Below are 20,215 nucleotides of genomic sequence, written 5' to 3'. Positions count from 1 at the left end.
CGATGAAGAACCCCGACCCGCCAGCGAAACGCCATGCCCGATTCCGCCCCCGACACCCCGTCCCGAAGCAGCGGCGTCCTGCGCGGCACCATACCGGAGCTGAGCAAGAGCCCGGTCCACCTGCTGTCCGCCATCGTCGCGCTGGCCGCCGACAAACTGTGGGACGTGATCCTGCTGGACATGGCCAAATCGCTGCCGGCGCCGGAAAAGGGGCGTTTTTTCCTCATCGCCGGCCTGCTGCTGCTGGGCCTCACCACCTCCAGCGCCACCCTGACCCAGCGCTGGGTCGATCGGGACGACCTGGGCACCGCCCTGGCCAAAGGACTGGCCATGGGCATACTCGCCGGTCTGCCATACTCATTTGGCTCCACCGCGCTAGGGCTGATCTTCATCGGCTGGTCAGGCATCAACGAATTGCAGAAGTTCGACAAATGAACCTCACCCCATTCCAGGAGAGTCAAACCATGCATAGCACACACCACGCGCTTGTCCGCCTGTCGCGCGCGACGCCGCTATTGGCGGCGCTGGCGGCCGGACAGGCGGCGGCCGGCGCCCCGCCGCTGCCGGCCCTCGACGCCGACGCCCGACAGAACACCGTGTCGGGCCTGTCGTCGGGCGCCTTCATGGCGGCCCAGTTCAGCGTCGCCTATTCCGCCGACGTCGCCGGCGCCGGCATCGTCGCCGGCGGGCCGTTCTACTGCGCCGGCCTGAACAAGCTGGGCGGCGCCGACCGTTTCCTGAAGAATGCCAGCACCCAGTGCATGCGGCCCATGGGTCCGGCGCCGTCGGGCAAGGACGCCTGGCGGCAGGCGCAGCAATTCGCCCGCGACGGCCAGATAGACCCGGTCGACAACATCAAGCGCCAGCGGCTGTACATCTTCACCGGCGCATCCGACAGCGTGGTCTATCCGAAGGTGGTGGCGCAGGTGCGGACCTTCTACCAAAGCGCCGGCGTGCCGGCATCGCAGATGCGCTACGTCGACAACGTCAACGCCGGCCACGCGCTGCTGACCTCCAACTCAGGCGACGAAGCCTGCCCGGCCAATGTGTCCCCGGCGGCCGGCAGCACCAAGACCAATCTGAACAACTGCGGCTTCATGCAGTCGCAGGACATCCTGCGCCAGTTGTACGGCGACGACCTGAAGCCGGCTGCCAAACTGTCCGGCGAGCTGCTGGACTTCGACCAGGCCGAGTTTTCCAAAGGCGGCTACACCGGCCTGTCCGACATCGGCCACGTCTACATTCCGGCCGACTGCCGCAAGCAGAGCTGCCGCGTGCACGTGGTGTTCCACGGCTGCACCCAGGAGGACAGCCGCATCGGCAACCGCTACTACACCAGCACCGGCTTCAACGAAATGGCCGACCGCAACCGCATCGTCGTGCTGTATCCGCAGATACGCACCGACCCGAAACGCAATCCGCAAGGCTGCTGGGACTTCTGGGGCTACAGCAGCAAGGATCCGGTCAAGCCGGACTACTACGCCAGGACCGCGCCGCAGATGGCCGCCATCCACGCGATGGTGGAACGCCTGGACAGCCCCCGCCAACCGAAAGGAAGCCCGCAATGAACGCGCACCCGCTGAACGCCTGGCTGCAGGACGGCCAAACCGGCTGGGAAGCCTGGCCGCCGATGTTCCGCCAATTCTTCTTCGCCGGCCTGCCGGCCCACGGCCACTGGAAGGCCGGCGTGCAGTCCGGCCTGGACCAGCATCAGAGCCTGGACGAATGGCGGCAGAGGGAAAGCCGGCACTGGCGCCAGGCCTGGCGACAGCATGTCGACGCCGACGGCTGGCTCGACTATTGCCAGCAATGCCAGGACATCAGCCAGGAATTCGGCCAGCAGTTGCTGAACTGGCAGCTGAAGCTGGCGTCGCTGTGGCGGCAGCAGAGTTATGAGCTGCTGCGCAATCTGCTGGATTCGCGCGGCGGCGCCGACGATCTGCTGGCCTTCAACGCGCTGCAGCAGAGCGCCAGGCAGAGCATGGGCGTGCACCAGGAAGACCTGCAGAACTTGCTGACCGGCTTCTCCCCGGCGCTGCTGGACTGCCTGCAGCAATTCCTGAAGCTGGAATCCGAACCGCCCGCCGTCTGAGCCTCCCGCGCCGGTCGCCTCCCTGGTGACCGGCTTCAACTCCCCCTCCTTTGCCGCTGCCGCCAAACTGCGCATGCCACGCGTTCACACGCCGGCCCCCCGTCCGTTTCCACCATATCCGCCGGTCTCCGGACGACCCCGCCTCCGCACGCAAAGGACATGCCATGAAAATCAACCAAGCCGGCCTCGATCTGATCAAGGACTTCGAAGGATTGCGTCTCCTCGCCTACCAGGATCTGGTCAAGGTCTGGACGATAGGCTACGGCCACACCGGCCCCGACGTGCACGCCGGCCAGCGCATCAGCAATACCCAGGCCGAGCAGCTGCTGCTTGGCGACCTGGCCCGCTTCGAAACCGGCGTCGGCCAGGCGGTCAAGGTGCCGCTGAACGCCAATCAGTTCTCCGCCCTGGTCAGCTTCAGCTACAACCTGGGCCTGGGCAATCTGCAGCAGTCGACGCTGCTGCGGCTATTGAACAAGCGGGACTATGCCGGCGCCGCCGGACAGTTCCCGCTCTGGAACAAGGCCGGCGGCCATGTGATCGACGGGCTGACGCGTCGCCGCCAGGCCGAACAGAAGCTGTTCCTCACCCCCGCCGCCGTCTGAGCTTCACGCCCCGCCCGCCGCCTCGTCCATGCAACAGCCCTGCCCGGCTCGTCCGGCAGGGCTGTTGCCGCATTGATCATTCAGGAGGACATGCTATGCAAGACGAATTGAACGGCATATATCAGACCGCGTCCCGACTGCTGGGCGAGCATCTGGCGCTCTGGGCCGAATCGCTGCACGACGGCCATCGCGACGACGAACAGGCGCTGGCCGTGCTGCAGGCGCTGCTGAGCATCCGCGGCGCGCTGGCGCCGCTGCTGGACGACGACGGGGACGCAGGCCATGACTGAGGCGAGCTTGAGTCCCGACCTGCGCCAGATCGCCGAGCAATATCTGGGGCGCCCGCTGGAGGCGCTGGAGCAAGACCAGCTGCTGCAACTGCAGCAGGCGATACGGAGCCAGGCGGTCCCGCCGGCCAATGCCGTGCAGCAGGCCAGGCAGCAGGCCCAGCGCGCCATCGCTCAGGGACAGAACCGGGCCGCCTCCAGCGTCCGCGACCTGCTGGAGGCGATCCAGTCCAATTCCAGCAAGGCGCTGCAGGTGCAGGACGCCGAGGAGCAGGCGATCCTGAAACTGCTGGAAGGCAGCCAGAACCTGGCCGAGTTGCGGCCGTCGACGCTGCAATCCGGCATGGGCGGCCTGCAGCCCGGCAGCCAGCTGGCGCTGACCCAGATCGCCGAGCACCTGTCCAATCTGGCGCGGCAGGAAGTGGAAAAATGCTTCCAGCAGTCCTTCGGCCCGCTGACCCAGCAACTGCAGGCTCTGGCCGAGCGCCTGAACGCCCAGCAGGCGCCCGACGGCGCGGCCGGGTCCGCGTCTCCGGCGCCGGCCGCCGACGCCGTTCACACGCCGGCCGGCACCGCGTCCATGCCATAGCACGAGCAGCAGCGCCCTTCGCCCTGCCGCCGCGTGCGCGATCCCAACCCTTAGCAGGAAGGAAGCAGAAATGGCTGAGCACACCGCAGTAAACGACCAGATCACCGATGCCGTCACCCAGTCCAACGTCAAGGTGCTGGCCGAATCCCCGGCGATGGCCATGGGTTCGATCTACCAGACCATGGCCCACTCCACCGGCATTCTGTTCGAGAACGCCGTTTCGGCCCAGCAGCAACAAAACACGCTGACCCAGGCCGCCTCCAATATGGGCGTGATGCAAATCTACAGCATGGACACGATGGCCGGCGCCGCCGGCACCGAGAAGATCAGCCAGGCCGGCATCGCCGACAATCTGACCAGCCTGCTGACCGTGCTGCAATCGTTCCGCCGCTAAGCCAACCCGCCCAGATAAAGGAAACAAACGATGGCCAGAGATACCAGTGTCAACAGCCAGATCACCGACGCCGTCACCCAGGTAAACGTCAAGGTGCTCGGCGAATCGCCGGCGATGGCGATGGGCGCGCTGTTCCAAAGCCTGTCCCACTCCACCGGCATCCTGTTCGAGAACGCCGTCTCGGCCCAACAGCAGCAGAACACGCTGGCCCAGGCGGGTTCGAACATGGGCGTGATGCAGATCTACAGCGTCGACACCATGGCCGACGCCGCCGCCACCGAGAAAACCTCGCAAGGGGGCGTCGCGGACAATCTGACCAGCATGCTGACCGTGCTGCAGAGCTTCCAGAACCGCTAAGCGGCATACCGGCTAAACCAGGAGACATCCGATGTTCCCGACTCAAGTCAACAACCAGATCACCGACGCCGTCACCCAGGTCAACGTCAAGGTGCTCGGCGAAGCGCCGGCGATGGCGATGGGCTCGATCTACCAATCGCTGGCCCACTCCACCGGCATCCTGTTCCAGAACGCGGTTTCGGCCCAGCAGCAGCAGAACACGCTGGCCCAGGCCGCCGCCAACCAGGGCGTGATGCAGATCTACAGCCTGAACACCATGGCCGGCGCGGCCGCCACCGAGAAAGTGGCCCAGGGCGGCATCGCCGACAACCTGACCAGCCTGCTGACCGTGCTGCAAAGCTTCCAGAACCGCTGATCCCTATCATCCCCCCAGGGCTTGCCCCGCGCCGTTCCGGCCGGGGCTTTTTTCATCGCTCAGTACAGCAGCCGGCGAGCCTCGGCCCGGCCCTCGCGCCATTGCTTCAGGCCGCGGCAGCGCGCCAGCTCCCGCTGGAACAACCAGGGATACAAACGGTATAGATAGCCCATCTCGCGCCTCGCTTTCGATGACATGGTAATGATGCGAGTCAGGATAATCGGTAGACTGTATCGGATAAACGCGCTATTTCGGAAAGATTGTCCTGATATGAAAACAATGCCGTCGCCAGACAATCTGCTGGCCTTCGACGCGCTGGCCCGCGCCGGCAGCTTCACCGCCGCCGCCGACCTGCTGGACTGCCACAAGAGTCTGGTCAGCGCGCGGGTCAAGCAACTGGAACGCGAGCTGGGCGCGACGCTGGTGCTGCGCAGCACGCGCAGGGTGGCGCTGACCGAGGCCGGCGAGCGGCTTCGGCCGCATGCGGCGCGGCTGCGCGAGACGATGGCGCAGGCCAGGATGGCGGTGGACCAGACGCAGAGCGACCTGGCCGGCCCGCTGACGGTCAGCACCACGTCGTCGCTGGCCCAATACGTGCTGGGGCCGATATTGAGCGAGATGGCCAGCGTCCATCCGGCATTGAGGCTGTCGCTGCAGGTGAACAACCGCGTGCAGGACCCGGTGGCCGACGTGCTGGATTTCTGCCTGCGCTCGGCGCGCTCGCACAAGGTCGGCGACGAAAGCCTGGCGGCCCGGCTGGCCGGCTACGCCAGCGAGAACCTGTACGCGTCGCCGGCCTACCTGGCGCGCCACCCGCCGATACGGCAGCCGGCCGATCTCGAGACCCACCGCCTGCTGGTGATGGAGGCCGATCAGGACCAGGGCCTGAGGCTGATGCGAGGGGAGCTGCTGCTGCGCCAGCCCATCCAGGCCCAGCTCTACCTCGACCACTACCCGCTGCGCGCCGAGCTGGCGCTGTCCGGCCACGGCATCACGCTGCTGGCCGACTACACGGTGCAAAGGCATCTGGAGCGCGGCGAACTGGCGCGGGTGCTGCCCGACTGGCACTGCGACTACTGGCCCATCTATCTGGTGCATCCGTTCCGCACCCCGCTGAGCTGCAAATACCAGACCTTCATCGACTTCGTGCTGCCGCGCGTCGCCGCCGCGCTGCCGGAAAACCGGGCCGATCAGGCCGGCCGCGCCAGCATCACCCGGTAGAACTCGACGAAGGCGCGCGCCGCCGCCGGCGCGTGGCGGCCGGGCGGAAACACCGCGTAGACGCCGCCCTTGGCCAGCGTCCATTGCGGCAGCAGGTGAACCAGCCGGCCCTGGCGCAGGTCCTCCTGCACGCTGAACGAGTCCAGCACCGACACGCCGGCGCCGGCCAGCAGCAGCGAACGCAGCGAGGCGGCGGAGTCCACCTTGATCCGCGCGCGCGTCCTCACCGTCTCCTCCGCGCCGTCCCGGCCGGAAAAGCGCCAGGTCAGCGGCGTCTTCAGCAGCGTCAGCGCCACCCAGTCGTGCCCGGACAGCTCGGCGGGATGCCCGGGCATGCCGCGCTCGCGCAGATAGGCCGGAGACGCCACCAGCTGCTGGGCGAACTCGCCCAGCTTCAGCGCGCGCAGCGAGGAGTCGCGCAGCATGCCCAGGCGGATCGCCAGATCCATGCCGTCGGCCACCAGGTCCACCATGCGGTCGCTGGCATGCAGCTCCAGTTGCAGGCCCGGATGCTGGCGGATGAACTGCGTGGCCGCCGGCGCGACCGATTCCGCCATGTGGCTGACCGGCGCGGTCAGCCGCAGCGTGCCGGACAGCGCCGCCGCGCCGTGACCGGCCTGCAACAGCGCGTCGCGCAGGGCCGCCAGCGCCGGCTGCGCATCCAGGTACAGGGCCTGCCCCGCCTCGGTCAGCTTCACCCGCCGCGTCGTCCGGGTGAACAGCGTCGCGCCCAGCTGCGTCTCCAGCCTGCCCACCTGCAGGCTGACATTGGCCTTGGTCATGCCCAGCCGCTCGGCGGCGGCGGTGAAGCCGCCGGCCTCGGCCACCGCCACGAAGATCTGCAGCCCCTCCAGATTGCCCTCTACGCCTCTCGCCATATCAACTGTCAATTTTTCAATAACAATCAATTATGGTTTCAGCCGTTTATCGGATCAATCGAAAAGCGCATGATGACGTCCATCAGCGCTGCGACACAGTGCTTCAACCGAATATCAAACCAAGGAGTCCCACCATGAAAATCGCACTGATAGGCGCCAGCGGCTATGTCGGTTCCGCGCTGTTGAACGAAGCGCTGTCCCGCGGCCACCACGTCACCGCCCTGGTGTCCCGCCCGGAACGCATCGAGGCCCGCGACAATCTGTCCGCCGCCAAGGTCGACGTGCAGGACAGCGCCCAGCTGGCCGAGCAGCTGAAAGGCTTCGACGCCGTGATCAGCGCCTTCAGCGGCCACGCCCAGGCCGAGCAGTTCGACTACTTCGTCGCCGGCGTGCGCGCCATCATCGCCGCGGCCAAGGCCGCGCAAGCGCCGCGCCTCTTGGTCGTCGGCGGCGCCGGCAGCCTGGAAGTGGCCCCCGGCGTGCAGCTGGTGGACACGCCGGAGTTTCCGGAGCAATGGAAGGCCTCGGCGCTGGGCGCCCGCGAAGCGCTGAACCTGCTGCGCGCCGAGACCGAGCTGAACTGGACGCTGCTGAGCCCGTCGGCGATGCTGCAGCCGGGCCAGCGCACCGGCCAGTTCCGCCTGGGCAAGGACCAACTGCTGGTCGACGCCGAAGGCAACAGCCACATCTCGGTCCAGGACTACGCGGTGGCGATGCTGGACGAGCTGGTCAAGGGCGAGCATCAACGCAGCCGCTTCACCGTCGGCTACTGATAGGCCATCCCGGCGGCGTCACCAGCCGTCGCCGGTTTCCTGCAGATGGCGCCAACGCCAGTTGGCGCCGTCCCGGCGCAGCACGGCCGTCGCGTGGCGGCCGTTGCCGCTGCCGTCGCCCAAGGTCTGCGTTTCGTAGTAGGCCACCGTCGCGGCGTCCCCATCTCCCATCAGCAGCGTCATCCGCTCCAGCGCGATTTCCAGCCCCGGCCGGCTGCCTGCCGCGTCCTGGAAAAATGCCCGCAGTCCCTGCCAACCCAGCCTCGCGCCGCTTGGCGCCACCATGGCGAAGTCGGCGTCGAAACCCGCCATCAGCGCTGCCAGCGCCTCCTCTCCATGCGGCCCGTCGCCCAGCCAGCGCGCGATCTGCGCCAAAGTGTCGCGAACCTGCGCCGATACCGCCAATTCATCATTCTTCATCATGCTTCTCCCATTCGAGGACGATTCAATAAACGCAATACCTCCGCATTGCCTATCCGGCTGCCCAGCCACAAGGGCGGCAACATGGCCAAGGCGGCGGCCAGAAAACACAGATGGAAGGCCCGTACCGACAATTCCCGCGCCGCGGGCGCCGCCGGATCGGCGATGCCTTGCCCGGCAAGCAGCAGGTTCAGCAGCACGCAGGCCAACGCCATGCCGACGCAGAAGCTGACCTGGCGGTTGATGTTCCACAAGGCGCTGGCCTCGCCCATCCGCGCCGGCTCCACTCTCAGGAAAGCCGTGCTCTGGCTGGCGCTGCTGCACAAGGTGCCGCCCAGGCCCATCAACACGTAGCTGCCGGCCAGCCAGGGCAGCTGCCCGGACCGGTCTATCGCCAGCAAGCTCAGAAAGCCAATCCCCTGCGCCAGCGCGCCGGCCATCAGCAGCGGCCTGGGCCCCAGCCGGCGGTAGCCGCGCCCGGTCAGCGCGATCGCGGCGAACGAGCCCAGCGACCACGGCAGCATCAACAAGCCGGCGATGGAAGCCGGCACGCCCAGCACCTGCTGCAGATACAGCATCGCCACCAGGCTGACGCCCATGAAAGCGCCCGGCACCAGCAGATACATCAGCATCGACATCCGCAGCAGCGGATCGCGCAGCAACGCCAGCCGCAGAATGGGCCGCGGATGCCGGCGGCTGTGCCGCGCATAAGCCGCGCCCAGCGCCAGGCCCGCCGCCAGCAACGCGCCGCCGCGCCCCCAGGTCGACGGCTGCGCCAGATCGCCCAGCCCTTGCAAAACCAGCAACAATGTCAGGCTGCCCAACAGCAGGCCAAGCCAATCCAGGCCGGCGGCCGGCTCCGGCTCGCGCTCGTCCCGCAGCCAGCGCAGCGCCAGAACCAGCGGCACGGCGGCCAGCGGCAAGTTAAGCCAGAAAATCCAGCGCCAGCCCAACGCGTCCAGCGCCAGCCCGCCTAGCGTCGGCGACAGGGCCGGCGCCAGCTGGCCCACCAGCAAAATCATCGCCGTCAGGCCGGGCCGCTCCGCCGGCCGGTACAAGCGATAGGTCATGGTCTGGCCCAACGGAATCAACAAGCCGCCGCCCAGGCCTTGCAGCGCGCGCCAGGCGATCAGCGCGCCGAGCGAGCCGGCCTGCGCCGCGCCGGCCGAGCCCGCCATGAACAGCAGCAGCGAGGCGACGAACACCCGCTTGCCGCCCCAGCGCGCCGCCAGCCAGTTGCCCAGCGGGATCACCGCGGTCAGCCCCAGAATGTAGGCGGTGCCCACCCAGGCCAGCTCCGCCACATCGCGATGAAAGGCGCGGGCGATGTCGGGAAAGGCGACATTGCCGACGAAAAGATTGGCCAGATCGATGAAAAACCCCAACAGGTACACCGCGGCCACGCGTTTGCGATACTCCATGCATCCAACCTCCTTGCTTGACGGAGGCCAGCTTAGTCTCGCCCGATCACCGGAAAAACCACCAGCAATCGATTAAACTGTCAAAATTATTTTGACAATAAGTCGAGAAGAAGATGAGTCTGCAACGCTTCCGCATCTTCGCCGCCGTGGTGGAATGCGGCTCGCTGACCGCCGCTGCCGCCGCGCTGGGCCACAGCAAGGCGGTGGTCAGCTTCAACCTGAAACAGCTGGAGGCCGAGCTGGGCGTGGCGCTGCTGACCCGCAGCACCCGCCGGCTGCAGCTGACCGAAACCGGCCGACGCTTCTACCAGGACTGCCTCCACGTGCTGCGCATGGCGCAATCGGCGATGGACGACGCGCGCCGCGGCCACGGCGGCCTGCAGGGCACGCTGAGCGTGAGCACCACGCCGGAATACGGCCGCCGCCGGGTGATTCCGGCGTTGGCGGCCTTCTCCCGGCTGCATCCGCGGCTGGCGGTCCGGCTGGAGTCGTCGTCACGGCATGCCGACCTGATTTCTCAACAAGTGGACGTGGCGATCCGGCTAGGCTCGCTGAGCGACTCCAGCTACCGCGCGCGGCTGCTGGAGGAATTCGACATCTGGCCGGTGGCGTCGCCCAGCTATCTGGCGCCGCCCGGAAAGCAGGTGGAAAGCGTGGACGACCTCTCCCGCGCCGACTGGCTGGCGCACAGCCGGCTGGCGGCGCCGCTGCGCTGGAAGCTGGCGGGAAAAAATGGCGAGGCGATGCTGGACGCCAGCGACGCGCCGCGCATCGTCGCCGACACCTCGGGCGCCTTGCTGGACTTCGCGCGCCAGGGCTGCGGCGTGGCGCTGCTGCCGGACTGGCAGGTCAATGACGATGTGGCGGCCGGCGCGTTGGAACGCCTGCTGCCGGATTGGGCATTTCCGCGGCAAGGGGTGTACGCGGTCTACCCGGACACCCGCCACCTGCCGGAAAAGGTCCGGGCCTTCATAGACTTTTTCGCCGACTACCTGGCGGCGCGGGGGGAGGCATCCCCCCCCTTGAGGCTTAGAGCCTGTTTACAATCTTTTTGCGGCATCGACGGTATTCTGCCGGATGCAGGGCACGAAAAACGGCCCGCGGCAGTGTCGCTCACTGCAAGGGACGTTTGACAAAGCCATGCGCCGGCAGAAAACCGTCCCGAAGGGCAGGCCAGCCAGCAGGCCATCTGCCGCGTTGTCGGGCTAGGCCTTGGAATCACCAAGGCCTACGCCCTCCGCCTTGCATCTGGCCTGCTGGCTGGCCTGCGCTGCTCGGAAAAAGATCGTAAACAGGCTCTTACAGCTTGAAGCGGGCCACCACCTGCTCCAGCGAGCGCGACAGCTGCTCGAGGTCGGCCACCACTTCGCCGGCGCGGGTGATCTCGGCGTCGGACTGCAGGGCCTGCGACGACATCTGCTCGGCGGTGCGCGCCATGTCCTCGGTGGCCTTGGACTGCTCGCTGGCGGCGTCGCGGATTTCGGCCGCCTGGCGCACCACCACCTGCATGCTGCTGCGGATCTCGGCGATCTGCCGCTGCGCCTCGTCGGCCAGCTTGACGCCGCCCTGCACCGCGCCATAGGTCTCGCCGACGCGCTCGCGCGCCTGGCCGGAGCCCTGCTGCATGCCGCCGACCATGTCGTCGATCTCCACCGTCGCCTGGCTGGTGCGCTCGGCCAGCTTCCGCACCTCGTCTGCGACGACGGCGAAGCCGCGGCCCTGCTCGCCGGCGCGCGCCGCCTCGATCGCCGCGTTCAAGGCCAACAGATTGGTCTGGTCGGCGATGTCCTTGATCACGCCGGCGATGCTGCCGACCTGGGCCGAACGGCGCTCCAGCTCCTCCATCACCGCCTTGACCTGGTCCATCGATTCGGCGACCGAGCCGATCTCGACGCTGACCTTGCCGACCGCGTCGGCGCTCTGCTCGGACAGCGCGCCGGCCTGCTCCACCGCCTCGGCCGTGCCGTGGCAGTTGCCGGCGATGTGGCTGACGCTGACCGACAACTGCTCGATCGTCGCCGCGGTGGTTTCGCTCAGATCGGCGTTGTGGCGCGAGCCCGCCGCCAGCCGCTCGGTCATCCGCGCCAGCTCGCCGGCGCTGTGGTGCAGCTGGCCGCTCTGGGTCCGCACCTGCTGGAACATGCCGCGCAGCTGCTCCATGAACTGGTTGAAGGCCGCCGCCACCTGGCCGGTCTCGTCGCGGCTGTCGGCCGGCAGCCGTATCGTCAGGTCGCCGTGGCCGGAACTCAAGGCCTGCATCGCGTTGCGCAGCTGGACCAGCGGCCGGCTGATGAAGCCCGACACCCACCAGATCACCAGCAGCGACAGCAGCAGCACCACCGCGTCCACCGCCAGCACCCACCAAATCGTGCGGGTCACCGCGCCGTAGACCTCGTTCTCGTCCATTTCGACGACGACGAACCAGTCGGCGTTCGGCATATAGCTGGAGGCGGCGATAGTCGGACCGTTCGGGCCGTCGAAATGCGCCAGATTGAAACCGGACTTGCTCAACAGCTGTGGCGCGATCGCCGCGAGGCCGGGCAGATCGGCCAACGCGGTCTTCTTCTGCATCACCGCCGGATCCCGGTGCAGGCGCACCTGGCCGGTGGCGTCCACCACATAGACCTGGCCGCGCTCGCCGACCGCCATCTTGCGGACGCGCTCGGCCATGGCCGTGACGTCGAAGCCCAGCGCCGCCACCGCGCGGTGGCCGGTCATGCCCTTGTTGGCCAGCACGTTGACGAACATCATCACCTGCTGCTTGCCGGTCTCGGAGCCCAGCGTGAACTGGCTGTCGCGGCCGGCGTCGAGGAAGTCCTTCAGCCACTTGTCGTTGCCGTTCGGATCGGCCTTGACCGTGCCGTGGTCGATGTAGATGTTCAGCGTGGCCTCGGAGGTCCACGATATGATGGACGCGCCCGAGGTCTGCATCAGCGCCTTGGCGTAACGCTGCCAGGGGCCGACGCCGGACTCCGGCTCGCCGGCGGCGGTCCAGTCCAGCAGATAGGTGTTGGCGGCCAGCTGGCGGGTCTGACTCAAGGGCAGCGCGATGGAGGCGTCCAGCTCATTGCGTATGCCCTCCACCGTCGCCTTCAGTTCGTGCCGCTCCAGCCGGTCGGTCAGCGCCGCCTTGAACATGCTGGTGGACACCGCGCCGGCGATGGCCAGCGCGACGAGCAGGATCAGCGCGACGCTGACCAGGATTTTCTGTTTGACTGACCAGTTCTTGAACATGCTTGCTGGTTTCCCGATAAAAGGACGGAACACGTCCGGACGGCGTCCGGGCGAGACAAGGGCCGGCGCCGCTCAGAATCGCGCCGACCGACTGACAAGGCCTTGTTTTTCAATTGAAAACAAGGCGCATGAATAAGGCCTGTCAGCGACGAAGACGTCAACCTTCAAGCCATACCACTGGAATACCGGGCGCAATTGTAACAAGCATGTGCAGAGGAAAGATGAATATTTTTATCCAAACATCTTCACGCTGACGAATCGACGCCACACCGACCGTCCGGACGCGGCCGCGCCAGCCCGGCCAGCATCGCCGCCGACGCCAGCGCGCAGCCCACCGCCAGCCACAGCGGCCAGTCGGCGCCGCGCTCGAACAGCCAGCCGGCCAGCGCCGCGCTGACGGTGTAGCCGACGGTGTGCGCCGCGGCGATCGAGCCGCTGACCCGCCCCTGCTGCGCCGGCGGCACCGCGCGCGCCGCCTGGTTGCTGTAGGCCGGCACCATCACCGCCAGCGCCAGCGACAGGCCGACGAAGGCCAGCCACGGCGCCGCCGGATGGTGCCACAGCGGCATCAGCGCGATGGACAGCGCCAGCAGCAGGCCTGCCGCCGGCAGCGCGCGCGGCGGCAGCCGGTAGCGCGGCAACAGCCACAGCTGCACCAGCAGCGCCGACACGCCGGCGGCGGTCAGCATGCCTCCCAGCGCCGCGGCGGCGTGGGTCGGGCTCCAGCCGAAGCGGGCCGCCAGCCACATGCCGGCGACGTATTGCACCAGGCCCAGCGCGCACTGGCTGGCGAAGGCCAGCGGCCAGAAGCGCCACAGCAGGCGGAACAGCTCGCCGCGCGGCAGCGGCGCCGTCCGGGCGCCGGCCTGATGAGCCGGCTCGCGCAGCCTGGCGGCGGCCAGCAAGGCCGGCCAGGCCGCCAGCGCCACCAGCCACAGCGGGCCCAGCGGATCGAGCGCCAGCGTCGCCGACGCCAGCACCGGCCCCAGCAGCCGGCCGGCGCTGAGACCGGCCGACAGCCGCGACAGCCCGGCCAGCCGCGCGTCGCCGCTCAGCGTCGCGCCGACCCAGGCTTGGCTGGACGACACCAGGCCGGACACCGTCAGGCCGTACAGGACCCGGCTGGCCAGCAGCCAGCCCCAGACCGCGTCGGCGGACAGGCCGCCGCGCCGCGCCGCCAGCGTCAGCGCCAGCAGCGCCAGATGGCTGAGCGCGAAGCCCGACAAGGCCACCAGCAACACCGGACGGCGGCCGATGCGGTCGCCAAGCAGCGCCCACAGCGGCGCGCCGATCAGGAACAGCGCGCTGCCTATCGCGAAGGCGCTGTTGATCCTGGCCAGGCCCAGGCCGCTGGCCGCCACCAGCAAGGGTTGGAAGGTGAACAGCGCGGCCTGGCCCAGGCCCATCACCACGCAGCTGAGCGCCAGCGCGGGCACGATGGACGGAAGCCTGGAGGCGGGGACGGAAACGGTCATGGGCGGCGGAAGAATTAATGGTGGGCAAACCTTTTATTATCGTCTTGCAAATGTAATATTGCAAATGATTCTTGTTTATTGCTAATATGATAATCATTCTCAAACCCACCCCCAGGACGCCAGCCACCATGCCGCTGTCCCACGCCGCGCCGGAATCCGGGCGCACCCCCGGCGAACTCGCCTCGGCCAATGCTTTCCTGAACGCCCTGCTGCGCGAATGGCCGCAGTGGAGCCGCCAGCAACAGGCTCCCTCCACCATAGACGCCGCCGACTCGCATGCCGACGGCGGCGTGCTGCTGCCGCTGCCCGGCCACGGCCTGTCGCTGTGGCTGCCGCTGGCGCACTGGTCGGCCGCCGGCCGCCACCTGTTCGCGCTGCCCTTGTGGCTGTCGCCGGAAGGCGGCCCGTGGCGCCGCTGCGGCCTGCTGGAACTGGCGACGCTGATCGCCGGCGAGCCGGCCATCGTCGGCCCGCGCGACGCCAACCGCCGCGGCTGGCTGTTCGTCAAGCGGGTGGCCGACAGCGCCTTGAACCTGGCCGACGCCGAGGCGGCGCGGCTGGACGAGTTGAAGCGGCTGGCCTGGCCGGCCGCCGGCTATCTGGACGCCGAGCAGGGCCTGGTCTACGGCCACGCCGTCCATCCGACGCCGAAGAGCCGCGACGAATTCTCCGCCGACGACGTGCGCGCCTACAGCCCCGAGTTCGCCTCGCGTTTCGCGCTGGAATGGCTGGCGCTGGCGCCGGAAGCGATGTGGAGCGTCGATTGCGACGGCCAGGCGCCGGCCGAACGGCTGGCCGGCCTGGTCGCCGACGACGCCGCGCTGGCCGCCATCGGCCTGCCCGAAGGCTGGCTGCCGCTGCCGGTGCACCCGTGGCAGATGCGCACGCTGCGCAGCCACCCGGCCTACGAGCACTGGCTCAAGGCCGGCAAGCTGAAGGAGCTGGGCGCGCTGGGCGCCGACTGGCACCCGACCTCGTCGCTGCGCACGCTGTACGCGCCGGGCCAGCGCTATATGCTGAAGCACTCCTTGAGCGTGCGGCTGACCAACTCGCGCCGCGTCTTGCAACCGGCCGAGGTGGCGCGCGGCGCGCTGGTGCACGGCGCCTTCGTCAGCCCGCTGGGCCGCCGGCTCAGCGAACGCTGCCCGACGCTGTCCATCATGCACGAGCGCGCCGCCTTCGCCATCGCGCTGCCGGGCGGCGGCCCGCTAGCCGAGAGCTTCGTGCTGCTGCGCGACAATCCGTTCGCCGAGCGCGACACCGCCTATGTGATGGCCACGCTGTGCCAGGACGGCCCGGACGGGACGCCGGGCATGCTGGGCAAGCTGGTCGCCGCGCTGGCCGAGCGCGAGGGCCGCCCGGTCGCCGACGCCGCCGAGCGCTGGTTCGCCGCCTTCCTGGAAGTGGCGCTGCGGCCGTTCCTGATCGCGATGTCCGACTTCGGCTTCCTGTTCAGCGCCCACCAGCAGAACATGGTGCTGGAGCTGGCCGACGGCTACCCGTCGCGCGTGCATTTCCGCGACTGCCAGGGCACCACCTTCAGCGAGGCCACGATACGCCAGCTGGAGCCGCACGTGCCCGGCATCGAGGCCGCGCGCGAGCTGCAGTTCAGCCAGGCCGAGATCAACCGCCTGTGCGGCTACTACCTGATCGTCAACAATGTGTTCAACGTGATCAGCGCGCTGGGCGCGGCCGGCGCCGCCGACGAGATGCGGCTGGCGGCGCGGATGCGCGGCTTCCTCGTCGCGCTGAAGGACGAGGGCCTGGCCGAGCCGGCCTTCGTCGACTACCTGCTGGACGCGCCGGAAATCGAATCCAAGGGCAATTTCATGATCTGCCTGCGCAACGTCAACGAAACCACCGAACCGGACGGCTCCTTCCGCTCCTACGTTCCCGTCAGCAACCCGATATACCACTGCGCGCCATGAACACTCTGCCCCCGCATACCCTGTCCGACGGCCGCCAGGCCGTCTGCCTGGCTGAAACCGACAGCCTGACCCTGCTGCTGGACGGCGTGCCGGCCGCCCGCTTCGCCGCCATCCGCGACCAGGACCGGCTGTCGCTGGCGCCGCAGGGCGAGATCTCGCCGCTGCTGCCGGCGGCCGCGCTGTACGCGCTGCTGGCCGAGGCCTTCCGCAGCGACGGCGACGTCCGCCGCGTGTCGCTGGCGCTGGCCGCCGCGCCGCGGCTGGCCGCCGACGCCCACCGCCTGGGCCTGTTCCAGACGCTGGACGCGGCCGGCGACGCCGTCGCCACGCGCGCCGCCTTCTGGCAGCTGCCGGGTAACTTCCTCAGCGCGCCGGCCTCCGGCCTGTTCCCGGCCAGCCTGACCGTCAGCAACCACCACCAGCATCCGCTGCGTCCGCCGAAGCCGCGCGGCGAGGTCTACCGCCGCTATCTGCCGGAAATCGGCGAGACGCTGTCCTTCCGCACCGTCGACCCCGAGGCCGACCTCGACGTGTTCCACGACTGGATGAACCAGCAGCGCGTCGACCATTTCTGGGAAATGGCCGGCGACAAGGAGGCGCACGCCGACTATCTGCGCAAGCTGCTGGCCGATCCGCACAGCCATCCGCTGATAGGCTGCTTCGACGACGTGCCCTTCGGCTACTTCGAGGCCTATTGGGCCAAGGAGGACCGCATCTCGCCGTTCTACGACGCCGACGACTACGACCGCGGCTGCCACGTGCTGGTCGGCGAAACCCGCTACCGCGGTCCCGGCCGCTTCCCGCTGTGGATACGCGGCATCGTCCACTACCTGTTCGTCGACGAGCCGCGCTGCCGCCGCATCGTCGGCGAGCCGCGCGTCGACAACGTCCGCTTCATCGAGCACCTGCAGAACCACGGCTTCGTCAAGCGCAAGGAATTCGACTTCCCGCACAAGCGCGCCGCGCTGGTGGTGATGGAGCGCGACGTCTTCTTCGACCAGTTCGGACTGTGAGGACGACGCGATGAGCGAACACGCACCGTTGACCGCCCAGGCCGATCCGGCGCTGTGGCGGCTGGCCAACCGCCGGCTGCTGGCCAAGCTGCTGTCCGAATTCGCCTACGAGGGCCTGATCTCACCGGTCGAAACCGCGCCCGGCGCCTTCTCGCTGAGCCTGGGCGACGCCCGCTACGACTGGCGCGGCCGGCTCAATCTGTGGGGACAGCCGCTGATAGCGGCCGACACGCTGCACCGCGAGGCCGACGGACGGCGCGAACCGGCCTGGGACGCGATGCAGGCCTTCGCCGAGCTGGCCCCGTCGCTGCCGGCGCCGGCCCTGACGCTGGCGCAATACGCCAGCGAGATGCAGCAGACGCTGCTGGCCGATCTGCAATTGCTGCGCGCGCGCGCCGGCCTTGACGCCGCCGCGCTGCTGGCGCTGCCCGACGACAAGCTGAACAGCCTGCTCGACGGCCATCCGAAAGCGGTGCCGAACAAGGGCCGCGTCGGCTGGGGCATGACAGAACACCACGACTACGGCACCGAAAGCGCCCGCCCGTTCCGCCTGCACTGGCTGGCGGTCTCGCGCGGCGTCGCGCCGCTGCATCTGGCCGACGGCCTGGACGAGGCGGCGCTGCTGGCCGAGAGCTGCGACGAGGCCGAGCGCGCCCGGCTGCTGGCCCGGCTGGCCGACTTCGGCGCCGACGCCGCCAGCCACTGGCTGCTGCCGGTGCACCCGTGGCAATGGCATCAGCACATCGCCGCCCAGTACGCCGGCCTGCTGGCCGACGGCCGCCTGATCCACCTGGGCGAGTTTGGCGACCGCTACACGCCGCAGCCGTCGCTGCGCACGCTGTCCAACCACGACAGGCCGGCCGCCGCCCATCTGAAGCTGCCGCTGACCGTGCTGAACACCTCCAGCTACCGCGGCCTGCCCGGCAAATACCTGGCGATAGGCCCGGCGCTGTCGCGCTGGCTCAGCGCCGCCGTCGCCGCCGATCCGGCGCTGGCGGACAGCCGGGTGTTGGTGCTGGAGGAGCCGGCCGGCGGCCATGTGCCGCATCCGTTCTACGCCGGCCTCGCCGGCGCGCCCTACCATCTGAACGAAATGCTGGGCGCCGTGTGGCGCGACAGCCCGGCCGCGCTGCTGGCCGACGGCGAGCGCGCGCCGATGTTCGCGATGCTGCAGCAATGCGACGAGCAGGGTCGGCCGCTGGCGGCCGAGCTGATCCGTCGCTCCGGCCTGGCGCCGCGCGACTGGCTGATCCAGCTGTTCGACCGCTGCGTGCTGCCGCTCTACCACCTGCAATGCCGCTACGGCCTCGGCTTCATCGCCCACGGCCAGAACCTGACGCTGATCCTGCGGGACGCGCGGCCGGTCGGCGTCGCGCTGAAGGACTTCCAGGGCGACCTGTTCCTGGCCGACCTGCCGCTGCCGGAGCTGGAGAGCATGCCGGCCGCGGTCCGCGCCGCGCTGCCGACGATGCCGCCGCACTACCTGATCCACAATCTGTGGACCGCGCTGTTCGGCAGCGTGTTCCGCTTCATGGCCGGCCTGCTGGAAGACGCCGGCCTGTTCGACGAGACCGCGTTCTGGCGCCTGCTGGCCGAACGGCTGCGCGGCTACCAGGCCGCCCACCCCGAGCTGGCGGACCGCTACGCCCGCTTCGATCCGTTCACGCCGGAAATGCCGCGGTTGTCGCTGAACCGCGCCCGTTTTGTCGCCGGCTACGGCGACAGCGCCGAACGCCCCATCCACGCGATGGGCCCCGCCCTGATCAATCCGCTCGCCGCTCACGCCGCGCCGGCCCCGCGAAAGGAAATCGCATGAATACCCGTCTTGACGTCGCCGGCATCGGCGTCGGTCCGTTCAACCTCAGCGTCGCCGCGCTGCTGGCCCCGCTGTCCGAGCTGAAAACCGCCTTCTTCGAACGCCGCCCGGCCTTCAACTGGCACCCCGGCATGATGCTGGCCGGCACCCGGCTGCAGACCTCCTTCCTGAAGGACCTGGTGACCTCGGCCGATCCGACCAGCCGCTACTCCTTCCTCGCCTACCTGGTGGCGCAGGGCCGCTTCTACCGCTTCATCAACGCCGAATTCCCGCGCATCGAGCGCCGCGAGTTCGCCGACTACCTGCGCTGGGTCGCCGAGCAGCTGCCCAATCTGCGCTTCGGCAGCGAAATCCGCGAAGTGCGCCACAATGGCGAGTGCTTCGTGCTGCAGTTCGCCGACCAGACGGTGGAGGCCGAGCAGCTGGTCGTCGCCACCGGCAACGTGCCGCACGTGCCGGACTGGGGCGCGCCCCACCTCGGCGAGCAGGCGCTGCACGCCAGCCAGTACATGACCACGCCGTTCAGCGCCAAGGGCAAGCGGGTCGTCGTCGTCGGCGGCGGCCAGAGCGGCGCCGAGATCGTGCTGGACCTGATGGCCGGCAACCGCGGCGAGGCGGCGTCGATCACGCTGCTCAGCCGCCGTCCGACGCTGGAGCCGCTGGACGAGAGCCCGTTCACCAACGAATTCTTCACGCCGGAATACGTAGGCGCCTTCCACCAGCTGCCGCAGGAGCGCAAGGCCGCCATCGTCGAACGGCAGAAGCTGGCCAGCGACGGCATCTCGCCGGACACGCTGCGCCAGCTGACCCAGGCGATCTACGTCGCCGACTTCCTGTCGCCGGACAACAGCCGGCCGTCACTGCTGCCGTTCCGCGAAGTCTGCGCGATGCGCCGCGACGGCAAGACGCTGCGGCTGACCATGCACAACGGCTTCGACGGCCAGGACGAGCAGATGGACGCCGACCTGGTCATCTTCGCCACCGGCTACCGCAGCGTGCTGCCGTCCTGCCTGGCGCCGCTGTCCGAGCGGCTGCGGCGCGACCGCCACGGCCGGCTGGCGCTGCGCGAGGACTTCTCGGCCGAATGGGACGGCCCGGCCGATCAGCGACTGTTCTTCCAGAACGCCGGCCGCCTCAGCCACGGCATCGCCGACCCGCAGCTGTCGCTGGCCGCCTGGCGCAGCGCCGTCATCGTCAACAGCCTGCTGGGACGCCGCCATTACAACGACAGCGACGCCGCCACCCCGCTGAACTGGACCGCGCCGCAGGCCGCGCCGGCCTCAACCATCGTAGCCGCCTGAAACGCATAGATAATTATTATCGTTTTCATTAGAATGGCGACATGTCATTCCCGGCC

Annotated in this window: 22 protein-coding genes; 16 read left to right on the top strand and 6 right to left on the bottom strand. The window is 68.7% G+C overall.

Going from position 1 to position 20,215, the window contains the following annotated elements; genetic code table 11:
- The first annotated feature begins 33 nt into the window (after nucleotides 1-33).
- The 9 genes from CXB49_RS00565 to CXB49_RS00525 all read left to right on the top strand — a co-directional run bounded on the left by CXB49_RS00565 (nucleotide 34) and on the right by CXB49_RS00525 (nucleotide 4,679).
- Nucleotides 34-435 carry a hypothetical protein gene (locus CXB49_RS00565; RefSeq protein ID WP_101706603.1) on the top strand — a complete coding sequence of 134 codons (402 nt, stop codon included), beginning with the start codon at nucleotides 34-36 and terminating at the stop codon, nucleotides 433-435.
- Between the two features lie 29 nt (nucleotides 436-464).
- On the top strand, nucleotides 465-1,568 hold the full coding sequence (locus CXB49_RS00560) for a PHB depolymerase family esterase (protein WP_101706602.1): 1,104 nt from the start codon (nucleotides 465-467) through the stop codon (nucleotides 1,566-1,568).
- The gene (locus tag CXB49_RS00555; protein WP_101706601.1) at nucleotides 1,565-2,092 is read left to right on the top strand and encodes a hypothetical protein; all 528 of its coding nucleotides are present in this window, start codon (nucleotides 1,565-1,567) and stop codon (nucleotides 2,090-2,092) included. The genes CXB49_RS00560 and CXB49_RS00555 overlap by 4 nt, the downstream gene beginning before the upstream one ends.
- A gap of 164 nt (nucleotides 2,093-2,256) precedes the next feature.
- Nucleotides 2,257-2,697, top strand: a complete 441-nt coding sequence (locus CXB49_RS00550) for a lysozyme (protein WP_101706600.1) — start codon at nucleotides 2,257-2,259, stop codon at nucleotides 2,695-2,697.
- Nucleotides 2,698-2,792: 95 nt separating this feature from the next.
- Nucleotides 2,793-2,987, top strand: coding sequence for a hypothetical protein (locus CXB49_RS00545; protein WP_101706599.1), 195 nt, complete (start codon nucleotides 2,793-2,795; stop codon nucleotides 2,985-2,987).
- On the top strand, nucleotides 2,980-3,573 hold the full coding sequence (locus CXB49_RS00540) for a hypothetical protein (RefSeq protein ID WP_158300561.1): 594 nt from the start codon (nucleotides 2,980-2,982) through the stop codon (nucleotides 3,571-3,573). The genes CXB49_RS00545 and CXB49_RS00540 overlap by 8 nt, the downstream gene beginning before the upstream one ends.
- Nucleotides 3,574-3,643: 70 nt before the next feature.
- Entirely contained in the window at nucleotides 3,644-3,967 is a 324-nt protein-coding gene (locus CXB49_RS00535) for a RebB family R body protein (RefSeq protein WP_101706597.1), read from the top strand.
- Nucleotides 3,968-3,997: 30 nt separating this feature from the next.
- The gene (locus CXB49_RS00530; RefSeq protein WP_101706596.1) at nucleotides 3,998-4,324 is read left to right on the top strand and encodes a RebB family R body protein; all 327 of its coding nucleotides are present in this window, start codon (nucleotides 3,998-4,000) and stop codon (nucleotides 4,322-4,324) included.
- Between the two features lie 31 nt (nucleotides 4,325-4,355).
- Nucleotides 4,356-4,679, top strand: a complete 324-nt coding sequence (locus CXB49_RS00525; protein ID WP_101706595.1) for a RebB family R body protein — start codon at nucleotides 4,356-4,358, stop codon at nucleotides 4,677-4,679.
- A 59-nt stretch (nucleotides 4,680-4,738) separates the two neighbouring features.
- Here the strand turns inward: CXB49_RS00525 and CXB49_RS23165 are convergent, their stop codons facing one another.
- The gene (locus CXB49_RS23165; RefSeq protein WP_158300560.1) at nucleotides 4,739-4,876 is read right to left on the bottom strand and encodes a hypothetical protein; all 138 of its coding nucleotides are present in this window, start codon (nucleotides 4,874-4,876) and stop codon (nucleotides 4,739-4,741) included.
- A gap of 73 nt (nucleotides 4,877-4,949) precedes the next feature.
- On the opposite strand from CXB49_RS23165, the gene CXB49_RS00520 reads away from it, so the two are divergent.
- Nucleotides 4,950-5,900 carry a LysR family transcriptional regulator gene (locus CXB49_RS00520; RefSeq protein ID WP_101706594.1) on the top strand — a complete coding sequence of 317 codons (951 nt, stop codon included), beginning with the start codon at nucleotides 4,950-4,952 and terminating at the stop codon, nucleotides 5,898-5,900.
- Here CXB49_RS00520 and CXB49_RS00515 read toward each other — a convergent pair.
- Nucleotides 5,870-6,778, bottom strand: a complete 909-nt coding sequence (locus tag CXB49_RS00515; RefSeq protein ID WP_101706593.1) for a LysR family transcriptional regulator — start codon at nucleotides 6,776-6,778, stop codon at nucleotides 5,870-5,872. The two genes, CXB49_RS00520 and CXB49_RS00515, sit on opposite strands and share 31 nt — an antisense overlap.
- Nucleotides 6,779-6,912: 134 nt before the next feature.
- Between CXB49_RS00515 and CXB49_RS00510 the strand changes: the two genes are divergently transcribed.
- Nucleotides 6,913-7,551, top strand: a complete 639-nt coding sequence (locus CXB49_RS00510; protein WP_101706592.1) for an NAD(P)-dependent oxidoreductase — start codon at nucleotides 6,913-6,915, stop codon at nucleotides 7,549-7,551.
- A gap of 18 nt (nucleotides 7,552-7,569) precedes the next feature.
- Here the strand turns inward: CXB49_RS00510 and CXB49_RS00505 are convergent, their stop codons facing one another.
- Together CXB49_RS00505 and CXB49_RS00500 are read right to left on the bottom strand one after the other, a co-directional pair.
- Nucleotides 7,570-7,974, bottom strand: coding sequence for a nuclear transport factor 2 family protein (locus CXB49_RS00505; RefSeq protein WP_199406748.1), 405 nt, complete (start codon nucleotides 7,972-7,974; stop codon nucleotides 7,570-7,572).
- A complete protein-coding gene (locus CXB49_RS00500) occupies nucleotides 7,971-9,392 on the bottom strand; it encodes an MFS transporter (protein ID WP_101706591.1) in 1,422 nt (473 codons plus the stop codon). Before CXB49_RS00500 ends, CXB49_RS00505 begins: the two co-directional genes overlap by 4 nt.
- 113 nt (nucleotides 9,393-9,505) lie before the next feature.
- On the opposite strand from CXB49_RS00500, the gene CXB49_RS00495 reads away from it, so the two are divergent.
- A complete protein-coding gene (locus CXB49_RS00495) occupies nucleotides 9,506-10,525 on the top strand; it encodes a LysR family transcriptional regulator (protein WP_101706590.1) in 1,020 nt (339 codons plus the stop codon).
- A 166-nt stretch (nucleotides 10,526-10,691) separates the two neighbouring features.
- On the opposite strand, the gene CXB49_RS00490 is transcribed toward CXB49_RS00495, so the two are convergent.
- Nucleotides 10,692-12,626, bottom strand: coding sequence for a methyl-accepting chemotaxis protein (locus CXB49_RS00490; protein ID WP_101706589.1), 1,935 nt, complete (start codon nucleotides 12,624-12,626; stop codon nucleotides 10,692-10,694).
- 245 nt (nucleotides 12,627-12,871) lie between these two features.
- Complete coding sequence (locus CXB49_RS00485; protein WP_101706588.1) at nucleotides 12,872-14,101, bottom strand: MFS transporter; 1,230 nt, start codon at nucleotides 14,099-14,101, stop codon at nucleotides 12,872-12,874.
- 128 nt (nucleotides 14,102-14,229) lie between these two features.
- On the opposite strand from CXB49_RS00485, the gene CXB49_RS00480 reads away from it, so the two are divergent.
- The 4 genes from CXB49_RS00480 to CXB49_RS00465 are packed head-to-tail and all read left to right on the top strand — an operon-like array spanning nucleotide 14,230 to nucleotide 20,159.
- Nucleotides 14,230-16,029: an IucA/IucC family siderophore biosynthesis protein gene (locus tag CXB49_RS00480; protein WP_158300559.1), complete on the top strand. Its 1,800-nt coding sequence runs from the start codon at nucleotides 14,230-14,232 to the stop codon at nucleotides 16,027-16,029.
- Nucleotides 16,026-17,042, top strand: coding sequence for a GNAT family N-acetyltransferase (locus tag CXB49_RS00475; protein WP_101706586.1), 1,017 nt, complete (start codon nucleotides 16,026-16,028; stop codon nucleotides 17,040-17,042). The genes CXB49_RS00480 and CXB49_RS00475 overlap by 4 nt, the downstream gene beginning before the upstream one ends.
- Before the next feature lie 10 nt (nucleotides 17,043-17,052).
- A complete protein-coding gene (locus CXB49_RS00470) occupies nucleotides 17,053-18,858 on the top strand; it encodes an IucA/IucC family siderophore biosynthesis protein (protein WP_101706585.1) in 1,806 nt (601 codons plus the stop codon).
- Nucleotides 18,855-20,159, top strand: coding sequence for a lysine N(6)-hydroxylase/L-ornithine N(5)-oxygenase family protein (locus tag CXB49_RS00465; RefSeq protein ID WP_101706584.1), 1,305 nt, complete (start codon nucleotides 18,855-18,857; stop codon nucleotides 20,157-20,159). Before CXB49_RS00470 ends, CXB49_RS00465 begins: the two co-directional genes overlap by 4 nt.
- The last annotated feature ends 56 nt before the right edge of the window (nucleotides 20,160-20,215 follow it).

The sequence above is a fragment of the Chromobacterium sp. ATCC 53434 genome, from assembly GCF_002848345.1.
Classification (GTDB): Bacteria; Pseudomonadota; Gammaproteobacteria; order Burkholderiales; family Chromobacteriaceae; genus Chromobacterium.
The sequence above is the reverse complement of the archived record's forward strand: the minus strand, read 5'-3'. Positions and strand labels throughout refer to the sequence as shown.